Raw genomic sequence first — 16,508 nt, 5'->3', positions numbered from 1 at the left:
CGATTCACAATAGCTATCTGCACGCCCATGCTAGTTGTTAGCTATGGGCATAGAGCAACCGCGAGAGAGTCGTCACCGGGAGATAGACGACATCGTGCGGTCGAAGGCGGGCGGCGTGACGGAGACGCGTGACGACGCCGACAAGTACACCGTCGTCGGCGCTGCTCACCGACGCACGTTCGCGAACTGGTTGACACCCATCGAGGAACACTTCGTCTGCCACCGGAACGATATGCCGGACGCCGACGCCGACGCGTGGACCGTGACCATCACCGGTCCGGTCGAGGAGGGTCTCTCGATGACCGACATCGAGGAGGCGTATCCGACCGTGGCGGTCGCACACACGATGGAGTGTGCGGGCAACGGTCGCGGTCAGCATCGTCCCGAGACGGGGAGCGTTCAATGGGGGTTCGAGGCCGCCGCCACCGCGTTCTGGACCGGAACCCCGGTCAGTTCGATTCTCCGCGACCACGGGATAGAATCTCCCGACGGAAAGTGGCTCACTGCGATCGGCGGGGACCCGTCCGACAACGAGGACGTGTTCGCGCGGTCGATTCCACTGGCGAAGGCGTTCGACGACTGCATCCTGGCCTACGAGATGAACGGCGAACGGCTCCCACGGGAGCACGGCTATCCGGTCCGACTGATCGTCCCCGGCTGGTACGGCGTCAACAACGTCAAGTGGGTCGAGGAACTCCGGGTCATGGACTCGATGGTCGTCGAGGGCTCGCTCGACCGTCCAAGCGTGCACGCGTACTGGCAGCAGGAGACCTATCGCATCCATCCCGGGGGCAGTGAGCCCGAAGCGTTGCCGACCGTCGAGACGGTCGACACGTGGGAACAACTCGAAGGTGGGGTCGAACACCCGTACACGTTCGACGTGAACGTGATGTCGGTCATCGGCACTCCGGACGGGGAGGCACCGGTGACACCACGCGACGACGGGACGGTCGAAGTACGCGGCGTCGCCTGGGCCGGTGACGACGCGGTCGAGCGCGTCGAGGTATCGACCGACGGCGGCGAGACGTGGGACGACGCGGAGCTGTTCGGGCCCGAGTACGCCGGTGCGTGGCGGCTGTTCCGCTACGATTGGAACGCCGAGCCGGGACGTCACGAGTTGCTCTCACGGGCGACGGACGACCTGGGTCGGCGGCAGCCGTCGAGGATCTCCGAACCGGACGCCTGGCGCGACGCGCTCGACGACGACGAGTTCCCCTGGAACGAGGGTGGCTTCGCGGCGAACGCGTACGTACCCAACGCGGTCGGGGTCGAGGTCACCAGCAGCCACGACCGGTAGCACCCCGTCCACCTTTGCATCCACACCACGTAGCTGCCGTATGATCGACCGCGTTCTCGTCCCGATGGACGATGGCGAACTGGCCGAGCGAGCGCTGGAGTACGCGCTCGAGGCCCACCCGGACGCCACGATCACGGTCCTGCACGTCGTGGGCGAACCGTCACCGATGATGGGCGAGGCGGCAGGCCTCGCACTCGAAGAGGACATCGACGCTGCGGCCGAGGAACGTGCCCAAGACGTCTTCGTCCGTGCAAGGGAGATCGCTGCCAGAAACGACCGCGAGGTCGACACCGCCGTCGGGTGGGGCAGCCCGGGGAAGGTTATCGTCGCCAACGCAGGGGACTACGATACGGTCGTCGTCGGCAGCCACAGCAGTTCGCTCGTCGAGCAACTGTTCACCGGCAACGTCGCCGAGACCGTCTTCCGGCGGTCGTCGGTTCCGGTGACGGTCGTCCGATGATACCGGGCGGGTGGGCCGACGCCGAACGGGCGTTACACCAGGATTATCGGCAGCATCGCGGCCGCGCCGACGGCGATACCGCCAGCTAACTCGCGGTATCCCTGGTTCGGGAGGTCCGCACCGGTCTCCAGCGCCTCCGGGACGAACTCGGTGACGACCAGGTACACCATCGCGCCGGCCGCGAACCCGAAGCCGAACGGCAGGAACGCCTCGGCCCACGAGACGAACACGAACGCGACGACCGCGCCGATAGGCTGGGGGAGGCTGGAGAAGACGGCCGCACCGACCATCCGCCAGTTCGACAGCCCCATCGCCCGCATGGGGATGGCGATGGCGGTCCCCTCCGGGACGTTGTGGATGGAGATGGCGACGGTCATGAACACGGCGAGCAGCGGGACCGCGAACCCGAGCGTCGAGGGGGCGCCGTTCAGTCCCAGTTCGGCGAACGAGACGCCGACGGCAACGCCCTCGGGGAAACTGTGAACCGTGAGGATGCCCAGGATGAGGACGAGTCTCTTCAGGTCGCCCTCTGCGAAGGCCCTGGCCTCGAGTGCGACCTCGTCGTGGCCGTGGCCCGCACCGTCGGTCCGCACCTCGTCTGCACCGCCGGGCACGTCGCCGTGTTCGTGGTCCACGTCGCCGCCTCCGAGGTCGACGTCGTCGAGCACCCTGTCGGACACTTCGACCAGAACGACGCCAGCGAGCAGTCCACCGACCATGAGCGTCGGGAAGCCACCCGAGGCGTACGCCAGTCCCTCGGCCACGAGGCCGAACAGCGACACCGTCACCATGATTCCGGACGCGATTCCCCACAGCGCGACGTTCCACCGGTCGCTGAACTCGTCGACGAAGAAGAACGGGAGGGCCCCGATTCCGGTCGCCAACGCGGTGACGAGTCCAGCGACGAACACGAGAGCGACGTTCTCCCAGATGACCATACAGGTGTTCCGCCGCCCGTGCAAAAAAGACTTACTAATCCAGAAAAATGTTTTAGGTTCTCCTAAACAAATTTGCTGAGTAGAACCGGTGCTTTGGGTTTTGCTGAACCAGCGTTACGGCTGGTCGTGGCACATCTCTGCCCGGGTCGCGGTTCTGTTCGCGAGGAAATCCGACGGCTCCGACCCGAGTCGTCCGAAAGTTGGTACGATCGGCCCGATAGTACCGGAGACGATATCCCGACGAACGAACACGAGTGCGCTGCACGCCAGTCGCCACGAAAAGGACTCACTCGGGCCGGGGTCCGCCAGAAACAGGAGGGGCCAGCGACGGCGGGGGTCACGAACCGGACGAAAGCGTGCCGGACGAGGTAGCTGGATTCCCGAGAACGGCGACGTGCGGCGGTCGAATCTACCGGGTCGGCGGTCGCACGTCCACGCGTCCTCGTGCCGACGGTGGTGACCCATCTCGTGCCGTCGTCGGGACCACGTGTTCCCTCCCGCACTGCCTTTCGTCCTGCCAGAGCCGAAGCTACTTACGGCATTGTGTGGTATTAACACGCAAGAAATGGGATACATCGTCCGGATGCCGAAGCTCGGACTGGAGATGAAGCAAGGAACGCTCGTCGAGTGGCTGGTCGGACGAGGGGAGGCGGTCGAGGAAGGCGACCCCATCGCCGAGATCGAATCGGAGAAGACGACCGCCGAGGTGGACGCGCGAGAGAGCGGCGTGCTGCGGGAGGTGTACCTCGAACCGGGCGACACCGTCGAGCCGGGCGACCCGATAGGAATCGTGGCGGCGGAAGACGAGGACATCGCCGACCTCGAAGCGGAGACGGAAGCCGCCCCGGTCGCGGAGTCGACCGGAGGGACGGCCGGAGGCGGTGCAGAGGCCGGAGGCGGAGCAGAAGCCGGAGGCGGTGCAGAGACCGGAGGCACGGCCCCGGGCGAAGAACCCCGCGAAGGCGATGCCTGGGACGTCAAGGCATCTCCGCGGGCCCGGAAGCGTGCCATCGAACTCGACGTCGACCTGTCGGCGGTCGAGGGGACCGGTCACCAGGGAGCGATCACGGAGGAAGACGTCCGGTCGGCAGCGTCGGCAGCGGAGGCCGGCGGCCCGTCGGGGACCGTCAAGGCCTCGCCACGGGCGGAACAGCGGGCGGACGAACTCGGGGTCGACATCGGCACGGTCGACGGGACCGGGCCGGGCGGAGCCATCACCGAGGCCGACGTAGAGGCCGCCGCCGAGGCCGGGGCGTCGGTCCAGCCGTCGGTCCGAGAGGAGCGCGAACTCGGCGGGATGCGACGCACCATCGCCGACAGACTCAGCCAGAGCTACCGCGAGGCGGTCCACGTCACGGAACACCGCGAGGTCGACGTCGAGGAACTGCTGGCGGCCACGGACGCTGCCGAGAGCGAACTCGGCATCGACGTCTCGCTGATGGACGTGTTGCTGCGTGCGCTTTCGGCGACCCTCGACGAGCACCCGGCGTTCAACGCGACGTTCGAGGAGAACACCCACCGTATCTACGACCAGCACAACGTCTGCATCGCCGTCGACGTGGAGGCTGGACTCATCGCGCCCGTGCTCAGGGACGTCGGTTCCTCGTCGCTGGCAGACATCGCCAGCGAGCGCCGCGAGACGACCGAGCGCGCGCTCTCGGGCGAGTACACGATGGACGACCTCCGGGGAGGGACGTTCACCGTGACCAACCTGGGCGTCCTCGGCGTCGAGTCGTTCGACCCCATCATCAACCCGCCACAGGTGGCGATACTGGGCGTCGACACGCTCGTGGAGAAGGCAGTCCGCACCTCCGACGACGAGGTCGCGTTCCGCCGCCACCTCCCACTCGACCTCTCGTTCGACCACCGCGTCGTCGACGGGGCCGACGCGGCCCGGTTCCTGGGGACGCTCGCGGACCACCTGACCGACCCGTGGCCGCTGCTCCCGGAGTCGGTCCGTGCTGCCCGCGGCGACCGGGAGCACACGGGGACGGCGGAGTCCGGGGAAGTCACGCTCCCCCATCGCCACCTCGTCGCGCGGACCAGCGGCGGACTGTCGGGGACGGTCTCGGCCGGGTCGTTCGAGTGGTCCTTCGACGAACCGGAGGCCATCGGCGGGACGGGTCGCGCTCCCTCCCCGGTCGACATGCTCCTGGGCGCGCTCTCGGGCTGTCTCTCCGCCAGCATCGGCTTCCAGGCGCGGAAACGAGACCTCCAGCTCGACAGCGTGTCGGTCGCCGTGGAGGCCACGCCCGACGAGGGACCGCTCGAATCGATCGACGTGCTCGTGACGCTCGAATCGGACGCGGACGACGAGACGCTCGACCGTGTCGTCACGCGTGCGAAGGCCACCTGCTACGTCGAGACCGCGCTCCGGGACGACCTCGAACCGTCCATCCGGTGGGAACGGCCCGGGTAGGGCCGTCACCCGGTCGCGTCGAACCAGCCGCGACCCTGGGCCGCGTCGAACACCGCGTCGAACTGGAGGACGCGGGGGCCATCAGACACCGGTCGGAGCGTGACCTCCGCGTCCCGGACTTCGAGGTGTCGTTCGCCGTCGACGCTGAGGACGCTGTCCCGGACTGCGAACGCCATCCCCTCCTCGTCGTCGAGGCGACACCACTCCTCGACGCCGACGGCGTCGACGCCACCAGGCACGGTCATCGCACGGACGCTTCGGGGCGTCGTGAACGCGGGTCCGAGGCGGATGCCGACGCCGCCCGGTGACCCCGCTTCGTGCTTCGTCAGCGCGCCGGCGACGCCAGAGAGGCCGATCTCCGAGGGATGGGCCCTGGAGACCACGCCACCGACGAAGTCCGACGCGTCGAGGACGGCCCGTGTCCCGACGAACGAGCGGTCCACGACGCCGAGCGTCGCCAGGCCGCGAAGCGTCTTCGTGCCTGCGTCCGACTCGACGGTCGCCACGACCATGCCGTGCGAGACGGCCAGGTCTGCCGTTGGACCGACGCCCCGGGCGACGAGGGCGGCAGCCGCCCCGGCGGCCGTCCCGTCGATGGGCGTCGGGACGACGTTGTTCGTCCCGGTCGAGACCGCGGCCACCGGCACCGCCCCGATTCCCGCGGCGACGTCCCGGTTCGTCCCGTCGCCGCCGAGGACGACGACCACGTCGGCCGTCTCGCGGAACCGCTCGGCGGCGCGGGTGGTGTCGGCACGGTCGCCCGTGACGGGGACGTCGAGGACCCGTGCGTCGAGTTCGTCGGGGGCCGACTCGACCGCGTCTTGCCCGATGCCGGCCTTGTCGGGCATGACCAGTGCCGCCGGCGGGTCGTCCACGATAGTGAGGCCCTCGAGGACGCTCTCCGCGGACCGTCGCTTCGCGTAGTTGTCACTCACGCTCGCACCGCCGGTGAGGCGGCGGATGTCGCGGCCGGCCGCCGGGTTCACGACGAGTCCAACGAGTGCCACGCCGTCTCAGGACAGTCGACGGATGGCGGCCTCGATGTCGGCCTCGCCGGGGAGGACCTCCTCCTCCAGCGGGGGACTGAACGGCACGTGCGTGTCGGGAACGCCGACGCGTTCTATCGGCGCGTCGAGGCTGTAGAAGGCGTTCTCGACCGCCCGGGCGACGACCTCGGCGTGCATGCCGTACGAGAGTGGGCTCTCGTCTGCGACGACGAGACGGCCGGTCTTCTCCAGACTATCGACGATGGTGTCCGTGTCCAGCGGGTACAACGACCGTGGGTCTATCACCTCGACGCTCACGTCTCCCGATAGTTCCTCCGCGCTCGACAGCGCCTCTCCGACGAGTCGCTGGGTCGCCACGACGGTGACGTCCTCCCCCTCGCGTTCGACGTGGGCCGACCCGATCGAAATCGTGAAGTCCTGGTCGACCGGGACCTCGCCCTCCTGCTCGTATATCATCTTGTCCTCGAAGAAGAACACGGGGTCGTTCGACCGGATGGCCGACTTGAGCAGTCCCTTCGCCGCCGCTGGCGTCCCGGGGGCGACCGCCTTGAGGCCCGGGAAGTGGGCGAACCACGTGTGGATGGTGCCCGAGTGCTGGCTCGCGGCGCCCATCCCTCCGCCCTCGGTCGTCCGGACGGTGACGGGCATCTCCGTCTTCCCCCCGAACATGTACCGCATCTTCGCCATCTGGTTGAGTATCTGTTCGGACGCGACGCCGAGGAAGTCGGAGAACATGACCTCGACCACGGGCCTGCTACCGGTCGCCGCAGCGCCGACGCCGGCACCGACGAACCCGGCCTCGCTGATTGGCGTGTCCCGGACGCGCTCGGGGCCGAACTCGTCCATCAGCCCGGACGTCACCTCGAAGACGCCGCCGTAGAGGCCGACGTCCTCGCCCATGAGGAACACGTCGTCGTCTCCCTCCATCTCCTCGCGAAGTGCGGCCCGGATCGCTTCGCGTACGGTCATCGTCTCGGTCGCCTCGGGTTCCGCTTCCGCTCCTGTTTTCGTGCTCATTGGAATCACCGTGGGTCCGTTCCGCCGTCCGTCTGCGGCCGGGCAGCGAACTGTTCTATCTCGGGTGGCGAAACGTCGAACATGTCCTCGTACGCGTCCTCCGGTTCCGGCTGGGGCGCGTCACGGGCGTAGTCGACGGCGTCCGCGATGGTCGCCTCCACCTCCGCGCTGAGGTTGTCGAACTCCTCCTGGGTCAGTTCGCCGCGCTCGATGAGTCGGTCCTTGAACGACTCTATCGGGTCCCGCTTGCGCCACACGTCGATATCCGAGTCGTCCCGGTAGGGCTGTGGGTCTCCCTCGAAGTGTCCCCTGAACCGGTACGTCTCCGCCTCGATGAACGTCGGCCCCTCGCCGGACAGGGCCCGTTCCCGGGCCTCCTCGACCGCTTCACCGACCGCCGTCACGTCCATGCCGTCGACAGTGAACCCCGGGATGCCGTACGCCTCGGCCGTCTCGCTGAGGTTCTCGACGTTGTGCTGCTTGTCGACCGGCGTCCCCTCACCGAACTGGTTGTTCTCGTTCAGGAAGACTGCCGGGAGGTCCCACGTGGCCGCGAGGTTGATCGCCTCGTGTACCTGCCCCTGGGCGACGGCGCCGTCGCCGAAGAAGGCCAGGGCGACGCGGTCCTCGTCGTTCCGGTCCGCCGTGAGCGCCGCACCGGTCGCGATCGGCGGGCCTGCACCGACGATGCCGTTCGCGCCGAGCATCCCGGCGTCGACGTCGGCGATGTGCATCGACCCGCCCTTGCCGTTGCAGTAGCCCTCGCTACTGCCGAGCAGTTCTGCCATCATGTACTTCGGGTCCAGTCCCTTCGCGATGCAGTGACCGTGCCCCCGGTGCGTACTCGTGATGTAGTCGTCGTCGTCCAGCGAGGCACACGCACCGACCGCGACCGCCTCCTCCCCGATGTAGAGGTGGACGAATCCCGGAATCTCGCCGTCCGCGAAGAGGTCGCCGGCCGTGCTGTCGAACTCTCGTATCGTCAGCATGCGGGTCAGGACCTCCCTGCGCCCCTCCTCCGAATCCAAGTTGAATGTTACCATGCACCAAAGAGTTCGAGAGTATCGACCTTAATAATTGGCGTCGTGGGAACTGACGGCCGAGTTCGCGCCGGCCCCCATCAGTGGGTCGACACGTACGCCACGTTCTCGTAGAGCAGCGGTCTCGATGCAGTCGTGTGTACCAGTGGCGAATGTCCAGGAATCGGTCGAACTGGCTTTCAGGCCGACGAGAGCCTCACTGGCGAGCGTTCATCGAAACTGCTCGATACTGTCTCCGGAACAGTTTTCATCCGCTTCCCATTACACAGGAGGTGATGCGTGAGCGTGGGACGCTTCCTGACCGACCGGGAGTCGAACGCGTTGACCCGAGGAGACACAATGGTGACCCAGACTGCCCCAGGCGACGACGACGAATCGGAGTACGACCACCGGAGCCAACACGTCGCTCGACCGGAACTGGTCGACGGCCTCGACGCGAAGATCGATGGCGACGTCCGGTTCGACGACTACTCTCGACACCTCTACGCGACGGACGCGAGCATCTACGAGATGACGCCGATAGGCGTCGTGTTCCCCACGTCGACCGCCGACGTCGCAGCAGTCGTCGAGTACTGTGCCGACCGGGGGATTCCCGTCCTGCCCCGGGGCGGCGGCACGAGCCTGGCCGGCCAGACGGTCAACGAGGCGGTCGTACTGGACTTCACGCACCACATGGACGGCCTGGTCGAAGCGCGCCCGGACGAGGGGCGCGCACGCGCCCAGCCCGGAATCACACTCGGAGACCTGAACGCTGCCCTCGCCGCCGACGGCGTGAAGTTCGCCCCGGACCCCGCGTGGGGCGACAAGAGCACCCTCGGCGGAGCTATCGGGAACAACTCCACGGGTGCGCACTCGCTGGAGTACGGCAAGACCGACGCGTACCTCGAGGAGTGCGAGGTCGTCCTCGCCGACGGGACTGTGACGACGTTCGGCAAACTCTCGCGGGACGAACTGCAGGCGAGAGCCGACGCGGAAGGCGACCTCGAGGCCCGGATCTACGCGGAGGTTGAGCGGATTCTCGCGGAGGAGCGCGACGAAATCGAGGGTCGGTATCCCGACCTCAAGCGCAACGTCTCGGGGTACAATCTCGACTGGGTGGTCGAGCACGAACGCGAGACGGGGACGGTCGATATGGCTCCGCTACTGGCCGGGAGCGAGGGAACGCTGGCCGTCGTCACCGAGGCGGAGGTGTCCCTCGAACCGGTGCCGGAGACGAAATCGATGGCGCTGCTGGCGTACGACGACCTCGTCGAGGCGATGCGCGACGTCTCTGACATCCTCGAACACGACCCCGCCGCCGTCGAAGTGCTCGACGACGTCCTCATCGACCTCGCACGGGACACGGCGGAGTTCACCGACCTGGTCGACCTCCTGCCCGAGGGGACGCGGGCGGTGCTGCTCGTCGAGTTCTACGCCGCCGACGACGCGGCAGGCAAACGGACGGTCGCGGACCTGTTGACCGACAGGACGAACGGGGTCGAGCCTGTCGTGTCGCCGTCGGCCGACGGCATCGACGTCGACGCACCGGCCCGGGCGTTCGACGCGTTCGAAGCCCACGACGAGGGACGGCGGTCGAGGTTCTGGAAGCTCCGGAAGTCCGGACTCCCGATACTGCTCTCGCGGACGACCGACGAGAAACACCTCGCGTTCATCGAGGACACCGCAATCCCGCCCGAACGACTGCCGGAGTACGTCGCCGAGTTCCGGGACCTTCTCGAAGCGCACGACACAGTTGCCTCGTTCTACGCCCATGCGGGGCCGGGCGTATTGCACATCCGCCCGCTCCTGAACTCGAAGACCGTCGAGGGGCGTGAGGAGATGGAAGCGATCGCAGACGAGGTAACCGACCTCGTCGTCGAGTACGACGGCTCCGTGTCGGGGGAGCACGGCGACGGGCGTGCCCGAACCCAGTGGAACCGGAAACTGTACGGCGACGACCTCTGGGAGACGTTCCGTGGGCTCAAGTCGGCCTTCGACCCGGACTGGCTCCTCAACCCGGGGCAGGTGTGTGGCGACGTGAACACCACCGAGTCCCTGCGGTTCGACCCCGACTACGAGTTCGACGCCGGGTTCCAGCCCGCACTCGCCTGGGAGAACGATAACGGGATGCAGGGGATGGTCGAACTCTGTCACGGCTGTGGTGGCTGTCGAGGCCCACAGGAGACCACAGGTAGCGTCATGTGTCCGACATACCGGGCGGCGGACGAGGAGATCACGGCGACGCGAGGCCGGGCGAACCTGCTCCGGCAGGCGATGAGCGGTGACCTGCCGGACGACCCGACAGACGAGGCGTTCGTCGCCGAAGTCGTGGACCTCTGCATCGGCTGCAAGGGGTGCGCGAAGGACTGCCCGAGCGAGGTCGACATGGCGAAGCTCAAGGCCGAGGTCACCCACGCCTACCACCAGGAACACGGCGCGAGCCTGCGAGACAGGCTCTTCGCGAACGTGGACGCGCTGAGTCGCATCGGGAGTGCGCTCGCACCCCTGTCGAACGCCGCCACGCGCATCCCGGGTTCACGGACGCTCATCGAGAAGACGGTCGGCATCGAGAGCGACCGGAGCCTACCGACCTTCGAGCGGGAGTCACTTCGGGACTGGTTCGACGCACGCGGGCCACAGGTCACCGCGGTCGACGCCGACCGCCGAGTGGTCCTGTTCCCCGACACGTACACGAACTACAGCCATCCAGAGATAGGGCAGGCCGCAGTCCGGGTCCTCGAAGCCGCGGGCGTTCACGTCCAGCTCGCGGACCGGACCGACAGCGGTCGTCCAGCCCACTCGAAGGGGTTCCTCGACCGCTCCCGCGAGACTGCTCGGGCGACCGTCGATGCGCTCTCTCCTCGGGTCACGGACGGGTGGGACGTCGTCCTCGTCGAGCCGAGCGACGCTGTGATGCTCCAGTCGGACTACCTGGACCTCCTGGGAACGACGGACGACGACGCCGTGGCTCTCGCCGAGCACACGTACGGCGTCTGCGAGTACCTCGACCGGTTACGGCTGGTCGAGACCGTCGACTGGGATAGCCCCGACGAGCGACTGACCTACCACGGCCACTGCCACCAGAAAGCCACCGGGAAGGACCACCACGCGGTCGGCGTGCTCCGACGAGCCGGGTACGGCGTCGACCCGCTCGACTCGGGGTGTTGCGGGATGGCCGGGAGCTTCGGCTACGAGACCGAGCATTACTCGATGAGCCAGGCGATCGCGAGCATCCTGTACGAGCAGGTCGACGACAGCGACGGCGAGACGGTGGTCGCGCCGGGTGCGTCCTGTCGCACACAGCTCGGGGACCGGGACGGCCGGGGCAGCCAGGAGCCGCACCATCCTGTCGAGAAACTCGACGCGGCACTCCCCTGACTCAGCGGTCGACGACGAACCGTCGGAGGCTCGCTACCGGGTCGAACCCCAGCGTATCCTTCCGTTCGACCGCGAAGCCCCGCCGCCGCCCCAGAGACCCCAGTGCATCGGTCAGCGCAGGGACGTCCACTGGGACGTGGGCCCGATAGGCGTAGGGAGGGCCCTCGACGACGTCGATTCCGAGCTTCGGACGGCCGACCGGGCCACCGTCGTAGACGCGGACGCGTTCGAGGTCGGCGTAGCCGATACTGTGAGTGCGTTCGGCCATCTCGACCAGCCCGGCAGCTCCGTCTTCGGTGTACCTGTCGACCGCCCGTTCGGCGACCTGGTGGGTCTCGCGACGGGCGATCCCGAGTAGCGGCGTGAGGTAGTGATACTCCGGAATCAACAGCTCGTCGTCGGTGAACAACAGGTCCGCCATCCGGAGGGGAAAGGCCCCTGCCATCACGAGGTGAACGTGAACGTGGACGTGGGCAGCGTCTGAGCTCTCGTCGCTCACGGCGGCCCTCCGCGCACTCCACGTTCGACGAGTAGGAGCCCTCCGGCGAGAAATAGTAACCCCGCCAGTGTTCCCGTAAGCGCCAGAAAGAGACCGGCGACGATGCCGACTACTGCTGCGCCGAGGAGGAGCGCGCTCGGTTCCGGACTCGACGCCGCCGCCAGGCGTTCGGCGCCGAAGGTCACCACCATCGCGAAGACCGCGGTGCCGACCACGACCGTCCGGAGCACCGACGGCGTGACGACCGCCCGCACCGCCAAGATAGCCACGAGCGCCCCGGCGTACACCCAGAGTCGATACCCAGTGAGCCGTTCGGCGGTATCGGCCACCGACATCTCAGTCGAAGTACCTCCTGACCCGGTCGACCGAGTCGATGGTTCCACGCTTGTCCCGCTTGGCCCTGACCGAGGCGAACACGGCGATAATCTGAACGAGTGCGAACACGCTGAAGAGACCGTATCCGCCGGCGCCGCTCCCGACGACGGCTGGGGACGTCTCGAAGACGGTCAGGCCAGCATTGGTCGTGAGGACCTTCCCAACGAGCAGGACGCTGAAGTACCCGAAGAAGCCTGTGGCCCACCAGAGGACGACGATTCGCGGCCATCCCGGCTGCGTGTGTTCGGGTAGCTCGCGTGAGTTGACGACCAGGAGCAAGGCCGTGTACGGCCACATCATCACGCCGGACATCGCGGCTGCGACCACCAGCAGTCCGAACGGCTCCTCGATGGGGATGGGGGAGGCGAGGATGACGATTCCCCACGCGACGAACACTGTCAGGAGCGTCCAGAAGATTCGCGGGAGGCTCCAGCCCGCGGCCCGTCCGTACAGCTCGTAGACCACGTCGGCGCTGTTGCGGACGAACGACTCGACGATGGCGTACTCCGTCGTGAGCAACGAGAAGAACAGCGTCGTGAAGATGAGCGCGGCGCCGACGTCGCCGACCCTGGGGGCGATGGTGTTCGCCCACATCGCGACGCCGTCGGTGGCAGCCCCGGAGGCGTACTCCGAAGCGATCGCCATCATCATCGTCGCGACGACGAGCAGTCCGACGACGAACGTGAGCAGGTGTTCGAGCTGTGCGAGCCGCCACCAGCCGCGCCACCGGCGAACGTTCGTCAGCGTCGGGGGGAACGTGAAGCCATTTCGTTGTACCGGCTCCGGTTCGTCGCCGACGACCGGGTTCTTGATGCGGCCCTGGTAGCGACCCATCGCGTACCCCTTCTCGCGCACCCAGAGACTCTGGGAGAGGTTCAGGTAGCCGCCGGCACCTGCGTACGCCAGCCCACCGAGGAAGATGGCGATGTCGCTCCCTGGAGGGAGGGTGCCGACGCTGACGATGCCACCGGGAACGTTGGCCAGTTCGTTCACCGAGCCCAGGGCGACGAACAGTGCCACCGCGACGAGCGCGGCGATCGTGACGAGCAGCATCTGGATCCGTTCGACCACGTTGTACATCAGCGGCGTCAACTGGTAGGTCAGCCAGATGAGGACCATCAGGACGATGCCGAACAGCCGCCAGGCGACCACGTCGACGCCGGCGAACGATAGCCTGAGTTCTTCGAACCCGACACCGATGGCACCGACCTTGGCTGCGCTCGCCGCCCACCCGGGCCAGCCGAGGCTGACGAACCCCAGCACGAGGAACAGAAGCGGCCAGCCGGTGTGGACTCGTTCGAACGCGCGGAAAATAGACTCGCCCGTCGCGAGCGTCCACCGTTGAATCTCCGTGTTGATGAAGAACTGCGTGAGGACGCCGACGAAGAATGCCCAGTAAAGCGACCAGCCGTGCTGGGCGATGAGGACCGGCCAGAACAGCGTCTCACCGCTTCCCAGCGACGCACCCAGCATGATCGCGCTCGGTCCGACGACGTGTGAGAGTTTCGGGACGCGGGGGAGGTCCAGCAGCCGGTAACCGCCACTACGCCCACGGTTCGGGAACTCGTCTGATTCCGGGGCGATGTCGAGATTGTCGTAGGCTGTCGGCATGTAGGAGGTGCCCCGGTACTCGCGACCCTCGGACTCCGACATGTAGATCGACCGATCCACGTCGGACGACTCGTCGTCAGACACGGACTGTCACCCCGTCGAGTCGCGGGTCGATATCTGAGACTGAACCCGTCGGTCGGGGCAACGAAACCAAGACCGTTACCCCCCCAGGAAGTGCCAGATGTGGCCGCGTTCTTCCGGAGGGTTGACCCCGGGTAGTTGTGCGAGCGCAGGCTGGATCGCGTTCCACCATCCCTCCGCAGTCTCGTACTCCGCAGGGTTCTCCGGGAACACGTCCTGTAAAAAGTCCGACTTCTTGGCCTCCGGATGCTCCTGGAGATACTCGTAGGCGGCGAGCAACGCGTCCTGTCGGGCCTGCAGCGTCTTGCCCGTACCGGGGAGTTCGACCTCTCTCACGAGTGGTTCTGGGGTCGTGTCCGCGTCGGCGTGGACGTCGCTCGCCTCCTCGATCGGTTCCCACCAGACGCGACTCCGGGAGCCGACCTTTCGCGTCTCGAGGACGCCCTCCTCGACGAGTTCGTTGAGTTTGTTGTGCGCAGTCCGTCGCGAGCAGTCCACCTCGTCCATGATGTCGCTGGCCGTGAGGGGCCGTGCGAGGTCGTCCCGCTGTCGGAACACGTCGAGGATCGCCTGGAGCGGGACGCGGCCCGTAGTCGCTTCGTCGTCGTTTTGCCCGCGCGGGGGCACCATGGATATTTGGTGTGGTGGGATAGTCATAAGGCTTTCTTCCACCCAGGAGGTACACACGACTGAAGATTAGGTGCATACGTGTATACTCAAGAAGTGTGAATGTGGAATGGGAAGCAGGTGGCTCTACCGCGTTGGCCGATTCGGTTTGCTCGTCCCATTCAGGGCCGTCCGAGGGCCGGTATGGGAGTCTTCCCGTGCGTCGGCCCGTCGAGGATACTGCACTGTGGCCGTCTTCGACGTCGTCTTCGTCGCGTATTGCATTCACTCGTGTGAAACCCCCACGATGTGATATACCAAACGGACGTGGGAGGTAATAAATCCATTGTTCGGGTATAGAACGGTGTCTCGTGGCTGTCTGGATTTATAATATTTCTACCACGACCGATTCAACCCCTAGTTATAAGTGATGCCAGCTTGACCGTGGATTCATGCCACAAGGCGAAGGCGGGCAGCGGCGGTCTGGCATGGGGCGACGAACAGCTATCAAGAGCGGCGGCGTGGCCGCACTGGTCGGACTCACCGGCTGTATCGGCGGCGGCGGGGACAACACCACCAGCGGCGGTGGCGGTGGGACCAACGGTGACTCCGGTGCCATCAAGGTCGGCAATCTCTCACCGTTCAGCGGCGGCCTGGGCTGGATCGGCCCGAACTCCCGACGGGGCGTCGAGACGGCCCTCGAAGGCGACGGCGGCGTGAACACGGACGGCGTGCTCGGTCGCACGATCGAGATTACCGAACAGGACACGGAAACGAAGCCACAGGCAGCTATCAGCGGATTCAACACCCTCGATAGCCAGGGCGTGGTGACGATGGTCGGGCCGTCGAGCACGGTGATGCCGAGTCTCGTCGACCCGGCCAAGAGCTCGAATCTCTCCATCGTCTCGCCGATGACCGGAACGATCCAGCTCGACGATGTCGGGGGGGAGTACATCTGGCGGACGGTACCCTCCGACAGCATCGGTGCCCGCGCACAGGCGAAGTTCACGTACGAGGAGCTGGGCTTCCGGAAGATGGCTCTCGCGTACAAGAACGACAAGGGCTCGCAGAGCTTCTCGAAGGCATCCGGCGAGCACTTCGAGTTCCTCGGCGGCGAGGTCGTCACGGAGGTCGCTCTGGACCCCGGCGCGAGCTCCTACCGGAGCGCGGTTCAGAAGCTCCAGAGCTCCGATGCCGATGTCGTCTCGATGACCGCGGGAACTGAAGTGACCAGTCTCTTCATCAAGAACTACGTCGAAGCCGGCGCGAACGAGGACTTCCAGCTCACCCTCGGGAACGACGTTCTGACACCGGATTTCATCGAGGAGATGGGAGCCGACGTGATGGAAGGGATGGTCGGGCAAGCGCCCGCTCCCGGTCCGGCTTTCGACCAGTTCCGTGAAAAACACACGGCGATGCACGGCAAGGAGCCCGGGACCTTCGCCGCCTCCGCGTACGACGCGATGAACCTCATCGGACTGGCGTTCGTCGCCGAAGGAGAGGCCAGTCGCGCGGCCATCCCGAACCAGCTCGGGAACATCGGCACTGCTCCCGGGAAGAAGGTCGAGACGTTCGCCGAAGGGAAGGCAGCTCTGAACGACGGGAAGGACATCGACTACGTCGGCGCGGCGAACCCGCAGAACTACGACGATACCGGCGACCCGCTCGGGCCGTTCTCGGCGCTTCGCGCCAAGAACGGCGAGTGGGAGGAGGTGCTGACCTACTCATCCGACGAGCTGGCGCAAGAGTGAGAGACCGGGCGACGACGGAACACGGACAGCATCTATCGCCATGACTGTCC

The 16,508-nt window shown here is 66.7% G+C and carries 13 protein-coding genes; 5 read left to right on the top strand and 8 right to left on the bottom strand.

Annotated elements, in window-relative coordinates:
* The first annotated feature begins 43 nt into the window (after positions 1–43).
* Together ACSC1W_RS17455 and ACSC1W_RS17450 are read left to right on the top strand one after the other, a co-directional pair.
* Positions 44–1,297 (top strand): sulfite oxidase, encoded by a 1,254-nt coding sequence (locus tag ACSC1W_RS17455; protein WP_435348921.1) that lies wholly within the window; start codon positions 44–46, stop codon positions 1,295–1,297.
* Positions 1,298–1,337: 40 nt separating this feature from the next.
* Entirely contained in the window at positions 1,338–1,757 is a 420-nt protein-coding gene (locus ACSC1W_RS17450) for a universal stress protein (protein ID WP_435348920.1), read from the top strand.
* Between the two features lie 32 nt (positions 1,758–1,789).
* Here the strand turns inward: ACSC1W_RS17450 and ACSC1W_RS17445 are convergent, their stop codons facing one another.
* The gene (locus ACSC1W_RS17445; protein ID WP_435348919.1) at positions 1,790–2,695 is read right to left on the bottom strand and encodes a ZIP family metal transporter; all 906 of its coding nucleotides are present in this window, start codon (positions 2,693–2,695) and stop codon (positions 1,790–1,792) included.
* A 565-nt stretch (positions 2,696–3,260) separates the two neighbouring features.
* Between ACSC1W_RS17445 and ACSC1W_RS17440 the strand changes: the two genes are divergently transcribed.
* Positions 3,261–5,114 (top strand): 2-oxo acid dehydrogenase subunit E2, encoded by a 1,854-nt coding sequence (locus ACSC1W_RS17440; RefSeq protein WP_435348918.1) that lies wholly within the window; start codon positions 3,261–3,263, stop codon positions 5,112–5,114.
* 5 nt (positions 5,115–5,119) lie between these two features.
* On the opposite strand, the gene ACSC1W_RS17435 is transcribed toward ACSC1W_RS17440, so the two are convergent.
* The 3 genes from ACSC1W_RS17435 to ACSC1W_RS17425 are packed head-to-tail and all read right to left on the bottom strand — an operon-like array spanning position 5,120 to position 8,181.
* Positions 5,120–6,121, bottom strand: coding sequence for an NAD(+)/NADH kinase (locus ACSC1W_RS17435; RefSeq protein WP_435348917.1), 1,002 nt, complete (start codon positions 6,119–6,121; stop codon positions 5,120–5,122).
* Between the two features lie 6 nt (positions 6,122–6,127).
* Entirely contained in the window at positions 6,128–7,138 is a 1,011-nt protein-coding gene (locus ACSC1W_RS17430) for an alpha-ketoacid dehydrogenase subunit beta (protein WP_435348916.1), read from the bottom strand.
* A 5-nt stretch (positions 7,139–7,143) separates the two neighbouring features.
* Positions 7,144–8,181, bottom strand: coding sequence for a thiamine pyrophosphate-dependent dehydrogenase E1 component subunit alpha (locus ACSC1W_RS17425; RefSeq protein ID WP_435348915.1), 1,038 nt, complete (start codon positions 8,179–8,181; stop codon positions 7,144–7,146).
* Positions 8,182–8,517: 336 nt separating this feature from the next.
* Here ACSC1W_RS17425 and ACSC1W_RS17420 point away from each other — a divergent pair, with 336 nt between their 5' ends.
* Positions 8,518–11,535, top strand: coding sequence for an FAD-binding and (Fe-S)-binding domain-containing protein (locus ACSC1W_RS17420; RefSeq protein WP_435348914.1), 3,018 nt, complete (start codon positions 8,518–8,520; stop codon positions 11,533–11,535).
* A gap of 1 nt (position 11,536) precedes the next feature.
* Here ACSC1W_RS17420 and ACSC1W_RS17415 read toward each other — a convergent pair whose 3' ends face one another.
* The 4 genes from ACSC1W_RS17415 to ACSC1W_RS17400 form a co-directional block, all read right to left on the bottom strand.
* Positions 11,537–12,034 carry a hypothetical protein gene (locus ACSC1W_RS17415; protein ID WP_435348913.1) on the bottom strand — a complete coding sequence of 166 codons (498 nt, stop codon included), beginning with the start codon at positions 12,032–12,034 and terminating at the stop codon, positions 11,537–11,539.
* Positions 12,031–12,369, bottom strand: a complete 339-nt coding sequence (locus tag ACSC1W_RS17410; protein ID WP_435348912.1) for a hypothetical protein — start codon at positions 12,367–12,369, stop codon at positions 12,031–12,033. The genes ACSC1W_RS17415 and ACSC1W_RS17410 overlap by 4 nt, the downstream gene beginning before the upstream one ends.
* 1 nt (position 12,370) lies before the next feature.
* Positions 12,371–14,062, bottom strand: coding sequence for an Nramp family divalent metal transporter (locus ACSC1W_RS17405; protein ID WP_435349087.1), 1,692 nt, complete (start codon positions 14,060–14,062; stop codon positions 12,371–12,373).
* Positions 14,063–14,179: 117 nt separating this feature from the next.
* The gene (locus ACSC1W_RS17400; protein WP_435348911.1) at positions 14,180–14,731 is read right to left on the bottom strand and encodes an ArsR family transcriptional regulator; all 552 of its coding nucleotides are present in this window, start codon (positions 14,729–14,731) and stop codon (positions 14,180–14,182) included.
* Between the two features lie 428 nt (positions 14,732–15,159).
* Here ACSC1W_RS17400 and ACSC1W_RS17395 point away from each other — a divergent pair, with 428 nt between their 5' ends.
* The gene (locus ACSC1W_RS17395; RefSeq protein ID WP_435348910.1) at positions 15,160–16,458 is read left to right on the top strand and encodes an ABC transporter substrate-binding protein; all 1,299 of its coding nucleotides are present in this window, start codon (positions 15,160–15,162) and stop codon (positions 16,456–16,458) included.
* Positions 16,459–16,508: the final 50 nt, after the last annotated feature.

The sequence above is a fragment of the Haloarchaeobius marinus genome, assembly GCF_051207415.1.
GTDB lineage: Archaea > Halobacteriota > Halobacteria > Halobacteriales > Natrialbaceae > Haloarchaeobius.
The sequence above is the reverse complement of the archived record's forward strand: the minus strand, read 5'-3'. Positions and strand labels throughout refer to the sequence as shown.

What these genes read in the sequence shown, in the direction of transcription:
- ACSC1W_RS17445 (WP_435348919.1), bottom strand. Translation starts at nt 2,695, where the DNA reads ATGGTCATCTGGGAGAACGTCGCTCTCGTGTTCGTCGCTGGACTCGTC.
- ACSC1W_RS17450 (WP_435348920.1), top strand. Translation starts at nt 1,338, where the DNA reads ATGATCGACCGCGTTCTCGTCCCGATGGACGATGGCGAACTGGCCGAG.
- ACSC1W_RS17400 (WP_435348911.1), bottom strand. Translation starts at nt 14,731, where the DNA reads ATGGTGCCCCCGCGCGGGCAAAACGACGACGAAGCGACTACGGGCCGC.
- ACSC1W_RS17440 (WP_435348918.1), top strand. Translation starts at nt 3,261, where the DNA reads ATGGGATACATCGTCCGGATGCCGAAGCTCGGACTGGAGATGAAGCAA.
- ACSC1W_RS17430 (WP_435348916.1), bottom strand. Translation starts at nt 7,138, where the DNA reads ATGAGCACGAAAACAGGAGCGGAAGCGGAACCCGAGGCGACCGAGACG.
- ACSC1W_RS17395 (WP_435348910.1), top strand. Translation starts at nt 15,160, where the DNA reads ATGCCACAAGGCGAAGGCGGGCAGCGGCGGTCTGGCATGGGGCGACGA.
- ACSC1W_RS17425 (WP_435348915.1), bottom strand. Translation starts at nt 8,181, where the DNA reads ATGGTAACATTCAACTTGGATTCGGAGGAGGGGCGCAGGGAGGTCCTG.
- ACSC1W_RS17405 (WP_435349087.1), bottom strand. Translation starts at nt 14,062, where the DNA reads ATGTCGGAGTCCGAGGGTCGCGAGTACCGGGGCACCTCCTACATGCCG.
- ACSC1W_RS17420 (WP_435348914.1), top strand. Translation starts at nt 8,518, where the DNA reads ATGGTGACCCAGACTGCCCCAGGCGACGACGACGAATCGGAGTACGAC.
- ACSC1W_RS17410 (WP_435348912.1), bottom strand. Translation starts at nt 12,369, where the DNA reads ATGTCGGTGGCCGATACCGCCGAACGGCTCACTGGGTATCGACTCTGG.
- ACSC1W_RS17455 (WP_435348921.1), top strand. Translation starts at nt 44, where the DNA reads ATGGGCATAGAGCAACCGCGAGAGAGTCGTCACCGGGAGATAGACGAC.